1 protein-coding gene is annotated in these 8,144 nt (G+C 55.7%); it reads right to left on the bottom strand.

Annotated features, from left to right (window positions below):
- On the bottom strand, positions 1-8,144 hold an 8,144-nt coding region (locus BLV85_RS13655), incomplete at both ends, for a non-ribosomal peptide synthetase (RefSeq protein ID WP_090415788.1).

The raw sequence follows: 8,144 nt of genomic DNA, 5'->3' as shown, positions 1-8,144 counted from the left end.
CAAGGCCGTTGCATCCGGTCTTGCTATCGCTTGCTGTTCGATCAGATGATGCACCGGTTCCACCGAAGCATACCGTTGCTCATTGACGCCCCAGGTTTTGAGTTGGACTTGCTCCGCTTCACTCAGCAGCGTGATATCACAGAGCTGTCGGGTTTGGCTGCTGCTCATTGCGTGCAACAATGCTTTCACCTGTGAAGCAAGACGGTTCACGGTTTCTTCCGAGAAATACTGGCAGTCATAGCCGAAATGTAGGTTGAGTGTCCGTTGGTGCGATATGGCCACCGCTATCGGATAGTTTGACATTTCCCAGTTTTGGCTGCTCGAAAAAGTCAGGCCAAGCGTTGCCGACTGCTGCAGCGTCTCGTCGATAGGATAATTCTCGAATACCAGGATACTGTCAAACAACCCTTGGCCGCTCTGCTTTACCCAGCGTTGAATCTCATATAAGGGCGTGTGCTCATGCTCGCGTGAAGCAAGATTTTGTGCCTGGACGTCACGCAGCCAGTCAGCGATCGGCTGCTCAGGTCGTAGCGTCATGCAAACGGGGATGGTATTGATAAACAATCCCAGCATTTGCTCAGATCCTGGCAGATCAGCCGGACGGCCCGCGACTGTTACGCCAAAAGTCACAGTAGGCTGGCCGGTATAGGATTTGAGTAACAGCGCCCATGCAGCCTGCATTAACGTATTGACCGTCACGTGTGCGCGCTTGGCAAAGCGAACCAATTCATCCGTCAAGTTTTGGTCGAGCTCGCTGGTATGGACAACATAACCTGCACCATGCTGTACCTCAGGCAGCGCGCTGGCTAACCGCGTCGGCTCGTTTACCTGGTTTAGCCGTTCCAGCCAGTAAGCTTGCGAAGCGGTTTGATCGCGCCCTTCTAACCATTCGATAAAATCCCGGAAGCGGCCCTGAGGGGTGGGTAGCACCTCGCCACCGTACTCATGCAGGATCTCGCTGAGCAATTGGGAAGTGCTCCAGCCATCCAGCAGCAGATGGTGAGCTGTCCAAATGAAGTGATATTTTTCGTCAGCCAGACGCACCAGCACCAAACGCATGAGCGGCGGTTTCGAAAAATCCAGACCGAGCGCATGTTCCGCTTGTGCGAGCGCATCGAGATCTTGTTGCATGGACGCGGCAGCAGCACGCTGCCGGTCACGCCAATCGTATTCGATAATGGGCAATTCAGCTGATTTGGCAATCCATTGCAGCGGTGTGCCCGCTTCCTGGATAAAGCCTGTTCTGAGTATCTCATGACGATTGATCGCTGCCTGCCAGGCATTTTTGAAGCGGCGCACCTCCAATCCATCGATATCGATTCTGAATTGGTTGAGATAAATATCCTCATCTGTTTCAGCTACGCTATGAAACAACATGCCAGTTTGCATCGGTGAGAGGGGATAAAGATCTGCCAACTGGTCGACCGGAATGGGTAGGCGATCCAGTTCCTCCTGAGCAATCCGGATCAAAGGAAAATCCGATGGCGTCACGCCTTGGGTATCACTACGGCTGCAATGCGTGATCACCGATTTGAGTTCAGCGAGATAGCTGTTCGCAAATGTCTCGATCGTCGCTTGCGCATAGCGTGCTGCGCTATAACCGATCGCCACACAAAATTCACCGTCGTAAATATGGCAATTGATCGAAATATCATGTTCGGCCAGCGCTTCTCCATCCATTGACTCACCGAGGGATTCGTTTCTCAATGTCCACAACGAATTTTCTTCGGAGCATGTATCAAATTGCCCCAGATAGTTGAACACCACTTGCGGTTTGGACAAGTTGGCCAGGATATGCCGTTGCACTTCCGTTCCATAGTGCTTGAACAAACCGTAACCCAGGCCCTTGTGCGGAATCTGTCTGAGCATCTCTTTGGTGTTCTTGATCGTTTGCGCGATCTCTCCTGCCCAACTCAGCGCGATCGGAAACTGCGAGGTAAACCAGCCTATCATTCGGGAAAGATCGACATCAGCATAAAGATCCTCCCGCCCATGACCCTCCAGATCGATCAGAATCCGCTCATGCCCGCTCCAGCGACAGAGCGCGCCTCCCAGGGCGGTAAGCAGTAGGTCGTTCACTTGCGTGCGGTAAGCTACGGGTGCTTCCTTGAGCAAAGCCTGGGTCGTCAAGCGGTCGAGCTTTACGGTCAGACTGCATTGATGCGCAATCTTCTTTGAACCTTCTGGAAAATCACAGGGAAGCGAAGCGGTAATACCAGCCAGACTCTGCCAGTAATCAAATTCCTCCGCATGCGTCACCGGAAAATGCTGCAGCCGCTGCGTCCAGATGGCATAGTCGGTTGTCACTTCGGGTAATACGATCGCTTCGTTGCGTGTTGATTGGTCGTAAGCCGCTTTGAGATCCTCCAGCAGGATGCGCCAAGAGACGCCATCGATCACCAAATGATGCACCGCCAGCAAGAAGCGTTGGGTGCCATCGGCCATGTCGATCAGCAATGCGCGCAGCAACGGCCCGTCGTGCAGATCGAGGCTGCGCTGTGCTGCGTTGCAAAGCGCAAGAAATTGTTCATGGTCAGCCGCTCTGCGTTCCCACAACAGCTCTTGCACCGCCGATGCCGTTGCACGCTGTATCCAGTGACCATCGGCCTGCTCTTCGTAACAGAAGCGCAGTGCCCGATGATGTTGTACGATTGCTCGCAGGGCACGGTCAAGCCACTCGGCTCGTAGTCGTTGGCGGCTTGTCAGCAAGACGGTTTGGTTCCAGTGATGCCGCGCAGGAATGGGTTGTTCGAAAAATTCGAGCTGGATCGGCAGCAGCGGGATAGGCGCCGCCACGTCGATTGCCATCTGCTTGGCAAAAACGGTTTCACCCTCTTCTTCCACGGGTTTGGCAACCCCAGCCAGCGCAGCGATCGTTTGTCGTTCGAACAACTGCCGTGGCGTGATCTTCCAACCGGCCCGGCGTGCTTTGGTGACGATCTGCAGACTGAGAATTGAATCGCCGCCCAATTCGAAGAAATTGTCATTGCGCCCTACCCGGCCCATACCCAGCACTTCCGCCCAGATGTTGGCGAGAACTGGCTCCACTTCCCCTTCGGGTGCGGCATAGTCACCTGCGCTGACGAATTCCGGTTCAGGTAAACGGCTGCGGTCCACCTTACCGTTTGCATTCAAGGGCAGGCTGTCCAGCACCACGATCGCCGAGGGCAGCATGTAATCCGGCAAGGTCTGCGCAAGCGCGTCCCGCAATGCATGTGTGGTCACCGCATGATCCGCATGCAGCGCAACATAGGCCACCAGCCGGGTGCCGCTCGCTCCTTCCTTGGCCACTACCACTGCTTCCCGCACAGCGAGCTGCTGCAGCAGTTGCGTTTCGATTTCACCCAGTTCGATGCGAAAACCCCTGATCTTGACCTGGTGATCCACCCGCCCCAGATATTCGATCTGCCCATCCTCCCGCCATCTGGCCAGGTCGCCAGTGCGGTAGAGCCGCCCGCCCTGGCTGTCGAACGGATCGGCGATAAACCGTTCCGCTGTCAATCCGGGTCGGTTCAGGTACCCGCGTGCGAGCAGTTCGCCACCGATATACAGTTCACCTGCGATGCCTGTTGCCACCGGCATCAGATTGGGATCAAGCAGATAAATACGGCGGGCGGGCAGCGGCCTGCCGATGGTGACGTCCGCTTCCTGCTGATCACCTTGCGCTTCTCCGCTACAAACGGCTACCGTTGCGGTCACGATCGCCTCGGTCGGTCCATAGGTATTCAGCAAAGCCACTCCTGACAAGCCTGCCTGCCGCCAGGCCTTGATGCCTTCGGGTGACATGGCTTCGCCCCCAGCATGTACTTGGCGTAACGCACCGTAGCCGCGCGCCCCCTGTCTGGCGAAATCCTGAACCAGCAAGAACCAATAGGCGGTAGTCAGATCGGCCACCGTGATGCGTTTGGCGATCAGTTCCTGGTAGAACGTCTCGCTGTCCCATAGCGCCGGGCCGCGCAGGACGATCGCAGCGCCCATACATAAGGGCGGGAAGAGTTGCTCGATAAAGCCATCGAAATTGATGGTGGAAAATTGCAGCATGCGATCGGCGCTGTTCAGTTTGAAGAATTCAACAGCAATCCGCGCATGTTCCACCAGGGCATGGTGCGCCACCGCCACGCCTTTGGGGTGACCGGTGGAGCCGGAGGTATAGATGATATAGGCAAGATGTTCGCCGTGTACGGCAATACCCGGATTGGCGTCGGAATAGCCGTTCACATCCAGGGCATCCAGTAGCAGTACGTTGCCATGGGCGGGACGCGGAATACGAGCTTCGATGGCCTGCTGCGTCAGCAACAATTCGATGCCGCTGTCTGTCACCATATGCTGCAGCCGCTCACGTGGATAATCCGGGTCAAGCGGCACATAGGCGCCACCTGCCTTGAGAATGGCGAGCAGCCCTACGATCATATCGATCGAACGTTCGACCGCGATCCCTACCCGGCTTTCGGGTTGTATACCCAATGCGATCAACCGGTGCGCCAGCCGGTTCGCGCGCCGGTTCAGTTCCGCGTAGCCGAGTTCCGTGTCGCCAAAAATCAGTGCTGTCGCTTCCGGACATGCTATCGCCCGTTTTTCGATCAGACTATGTACCGGTTTCACCGAAGCATAGCGTTGCTCGTTGACGCCCCAGACCTTGAGCTTTGCTTGTTGCACATCATCTAAAAAGATGAGATCGCCCAGCCGATTGGTAGCGCTTTGCGAAATTTCACGCAGCAGTTTCTCGATTTGGGTGGCAATGTCATGGACAGCCAATTCGGAGAAACACTTGTCGTCATAGCTGTACTGCAGATAAAAGCCATTATTCTCAACGACCGAAACAGTCATCGGATAATTCGTTTCCTCACGTCCTTTCACGTCCGAGATAACCAATCCGCCCGGCGTATGCTGCTTGAAAGCTTCATCGAGAGGATAATTCTCAAAAACCAAAATGCTGTCGAACAGTGCCTGCCGCTGCTGACCTGCCCAGCGCTGGATCTCGTATAGCGGCGTGTGTTCATGTTCGCGCGAAGCCAGGTTTTGCGCCTGCAATCCACGCAGCCACTCACCCACGCTAAGCGAGGGTTTAAGTTCAACGTTTACAGGCAAGGTGTTGATGAACAACCCAAGCATCTGGTCTGAGCCTGGCAAATCAGCCGGTCGACCGGCAACGGTCACGCCAAATGTCACTGTGTACTGGCCCGTATAATGGCCAAGTAACAATGCCCAAGCTGCCTGCACAAGGGTGTTGACGGTAACCCGCTCCTGTCGGGAAAAATCAATGAGTGTTTCAATCTGAATGGGGGCGAGCTGCCGCACAACTTCCCCATAACCTACTTTAGCTGCCTTAGCTAGCTTGGCTGATGGAGGAACGATCGACCTGGCCAGTCTGGTTGGTGCGTTGAATTGGCGTACCCAAGTCCGCCAATACGCTTCCGCTGCCTTGCGTTCATGATGTTGCAGCCATTCGATGAAATCCCGGTAACACGTACGCGGCGACGAGAGGGTACCCCCTCCATACTGCCGCAAGATTTCGCCTAACAACTGGGAAGTGCTCCAGCCATCCAACAGCAAATGATGGATCGTCATAATGACGTGATAACGATCATCCGGCAGGCACACCACGGTAATACGCAGCAGCGGTGGATTTTTTAGATCGATACCCTGCGCATGCTCCGACCATGCAAGATCATCCAGTGCATGTTCCAACGATGCTGAGGAAGCTAGTATGCGATCACGCCAGTCGATGACAACGAAAGGAAGGTCGGCTGTTCTAGCGACCCACTGCAAAGGGGTGGTGCCTTCATGCACAAAGCCGGTACGCAATATTTCGTGGCGGTCGATGGCGGCCTGCCAGGCAGCTTTGAACCGCTCCAGCGACAAATGATCGATATCCGCCCGCAGTTGATTGAGGTATGCGCTGGCATCCGTATCGAACACGCTATGAAACAGCATACCTGTTTGCATGGGTGACAGCGGATAGAGATCGTCAAGTTGAACTAAAGGAATAGGCAAACGATCCAACTCATCCTGCGCGATGCGTATCAATGGGAAATCAGAAGGTGTCACCGCGCGAATACCTTGCTGACAATGCGTGATGACGGATTCGAGTTCAACGAAGAAAATACGGATAAACGCTTCGATAGTCGTGCGCGCATAACGGGCCTTGCTGTAGCTCACTTCCAAACAAAGCTCACCACCCAAAATATGACCATTGATCGATAAGTCATGTTGTTGCCGCGCGCCTTGATCCAGCAAATCGCCGATCGGCTCATCGGCCAGTTGCCACGGAGTATCGTGTTCAAAACTGCCATCGAATTGTCCGAGATAATTGAACACCACTTGTGCTTCGGGCAAGTTGGCCAGGATGCGCCGCTGCGCTTCCGTTCCATAGTACTTGAACAAGCCGTAACCCAAGCCTTTGTGCGGAATCTGCCGTAAACCCTCTTTGATCCGCTTGATGCGCGCATCCAGGCTACCCATTGGGTCGAGTGCGACCGGGAACAGAGATGTGAACCAGCCAATCGTTCGGGAAAGATCGACATCAGCATAAAGATCCTCCCGCCCATGACCCTCCAGATCGATCAGAATCCGCTCATGCCCGCTCCAGCGACAGAGCGCGCCTCCCAGGGCGGTAAGCAGTAGGTCGTTCACTTGCGTGCGGTAAGCTACGGGTGCTTCCTTGAGCAAAGCCTGGGTCGTCAAGCGGTCGAGCTTTACGGTCAGACTGCATTGATGCGCAATCTTCTTTGAACCTTCTGGAAAATCACAGGGAAGCGAAGCGGTAATACCAGCCAGACTCTGCCAGTAATCAAATTCCTCCGCATGCGTCACCGGAAAATGCTGCAGCCGCTGCGTCCAGATGGCATAGTCGGTTGTCACTTCGGGTAATACGATCGCTTCGTTGCGTGTTGATTGGTCGTAAGCCGCTTTGAGATCCTCCAGCAGGATGCGCCAAGAGACGCCATCGATCACCAAATGATGCACCGCCAGCAAGAAGCGTTGGGTGCCATCGGCCATGTCGATCAGCAATGCGCGCAGCAACGGCCCGTCGTGCAGATCGAGGCTGCGCTGTGCTGCGTTGCAAAGCGCAAGAAATTGTTCATGGTCAGCCGCTCTGCGTTCCCACAACAGCTCTTGCACCGCCGATGCCGTTGCACGCTGTATCCAGTGACCATCGGCCTGCTCTTCGTAACAGAAGCGCAGTGCCCGATGATGTTGTACGATTGCTCGCAGGGCACGGTCAAGCCACTCGGCTCGTAGTCGTTGGCGGCTTGTCAGCAAGACGGTTTGGTTCCAGTGATGCCGCGCAGGAATGGGTTGTTCGAAAAATTCGAGCTGGATCGGCAGCAGCGGGATAGGCGCCGCCACGTCGATTGCCATCTGCTTGGCAAAAACGGTTTCACCCTCTTCTTCCACGGGTTTGGCAACCCCAGCCAGCGCAGCGATCGTTTGTCGTTCGAACAACTGCCGTGGCGTGATCTTCCAACCGGCCCGGCGTGCTTTGGTGACGATCTGCAGACTGAGAATTGAATCGCCGCCCAATTCGAAGAAATTGTCATTGCGCCCTACCCGGCCCATACCCAGCACTTCCGCCCAGATGTTGGCGAGAACTGGCTCCACTTCCCCTTCGGGTGCGGCATAGTCACCTGCGCTGACGAATTCCGGTTCAGGTAAACGGCTGCGGTCCACCTTACCGTTTGCATTCAAGGGCAGGCTGTCCAGCACCACGATCGCCGAGGGCAGCATGTAATCCGGCAAGGTCTGCGCAAGCGCGTCCCGCAATGCATGTGTGGTCACCGCATGATCCGCATGCAGCGCAACATAGGCCACCAGCCGGGTGCCGCTCGCTCCTTCCTTGGCCACTACCACTGCTTCCCGCACAGCGAGCTGCTGCAGCAGTTGCGTTTCGATTTCACCCAGTTCGATGCGAAAACCCCTGATCTTGACCTGGTGATCCACCCGCCCCAGATATTCGATCTGCCCATCCTCCCGCCATCTGGCCAGGTCGCCAGTGCGGTAGAGCCGCCCGCCCTGGCTGTCGAACGGATCGGCGATAAACCGTTCCGCTGTCAATCCGGGTCGGTTCAGGTAGCCACGCGCAAGCCCTCGCCCGCCGAGATACAGCTCTCCCGTTACGCCCACTGGCAGCGGATTCATGTCGG

This window comes from Nitrosomonas halophila, from assembly GCF_900107165.1.
GTDB lineage: Bacteria > Pseudomonadota > Gammaproteobacteria > Burkholderiales > Nitrosomonadaceae > Nitrosomonas > Nitrosomonas halophila.
This window is presented reverse-complemented; position numbering and strand designations above follow the sequence as displayed.